Raw genomic sequence first — 1,355 nt, 5'->3', positions numbered from 1 at the left:
AGGTGGTAGAGGAAGCTGACGTTGTCGCTGTCCTCCTTCGCCTTCTTGATCTCCTCCTCGATCCCGGCGATCGCCTCCTGCTTCTCCTTCTCGGCCTGGGCCTGCTTCTCGGCCTCCTTGCGCTCCGCCTCCAGCCTGGCGAGCCGGGCCTTCTCCTCGGCGTCCCGCTTCACCTCGTAGTTGGCGTGCGCCTCGTCGGCGGCGGTCTGGGCGGCCTGGGCGTCCTTGCCGGCCGCCTCGGCGGAGGCCCGGGCGGCGGACGCGTACGAGCTGGCTTCGGAGGCGGACCATCGGGCCTGCCGGGCCGAACTCTCGGCCTGGTTGGCGGAGTAGACGGCCTTGGCGGCGTCGCGGTTGGCGGAGGCCTTGGCGGCGTTGGCGGTCTTCGCGGCCGCGGCGGCCCTGGTGGCGTCGGCCTGGGCGGCGTCGGCGGCGGCCTGGGCCTTGGCGACGTGCTGGGCGGCGGTGTCGGCCGACGCCTTGGCGGTGGCCTCGTAGCCCCTGGCCTCGTCAGCGACGCCGCGGGCGTAGGCGGCGGCGGCCTGGGCCGTGGCCGCGTTCTTCTGGGCCGTCGCGGCGGCGGCGGTGGCCTCGGCGATCAGGCCCTTGACGTCGGCAACGTGGACGGCGGTGAGCCGGTCCTTCTGCTGCGCGGTGTACTGGCCCTTGGCGACGAAGGCGCGCAGGTCCTGCACGGGGCCTTCGAGGGCGACCTTCGCCGCGGCCTTGAGCTCGGGCTCGGTGGCCGGGGCGTCCTCGAGCCGGGTGGCGGTCAGCCGGTCGTCGGCGGCCTGCGCGTCGGTCAGGCCCTTGCCGAGGAAGTCCCGCAGCGCGGACGGGGTGTTGACCCGCAGCGCGGCGTCGGCGGCGGCCTTGACGGCGGGACCGGCCTTGTCGCTGAGCCGGGTGATCGTCAGCCGGTTCTCCGGCGCCGCGGCCTCGTACTGACCACTGCTCAGGAACGCGCCGACCTGGGCGGCGTTGCCCTGCATCGCGGTGTAGGCGGTCGTGCGGACCGCGTCGTTGTCGGAGTCCGTGAAGACCTGGGTGACGCGGTCGCGGCCGTCGTGGTCCTCAGCCTCCCGGCGGCCGGTCTTGACGTAGGCGAAGACGGCGCTGTCCGGGCCGGTGAGGGCGGCTTCGGCGGCCGAGACCCCCCACTCCCCGGAGATCTTGCGGGAGATCAGGGCGAGCTTGCGGCCGTCGGTGGCGACCTGCGCCGGCGTGGCGCCGGGCTGGTTGGCCAGCTGGGCAAGGCGATCGGCCTCGGCCCTGGCCTTCTGGACCTGCTGGGCGGCCTGGTCGGTCTGCGCCTGCTTGTCCGCCTCGTCGGCCTTCGCCTTGCGGGCCTTCTC

1 pseudogene is annotated in these 1,355 nt (G+C 74.3%); it reads right to left on the bottom strand.

What is annotated here, in order from left to right:
- Positions 1–1,355: pseudogene (locus ACFU6K_RS39110) on the bottom strand (hypothetical protein); the annotation flags it as partial.

The organism is Kitasatospora sp. NPDC057512 (assembly GCF_042802135.1).
Lineage (GTDB): Bacteria > Actinomycetota > Actinomycetes > Streptomycetales > Streptomycetaceae > Kitasatospora.
Note: the sequence above shows the minus strand (reverse complement) of the source record. Positions and strands in the feature narration are given on the sequence as shown.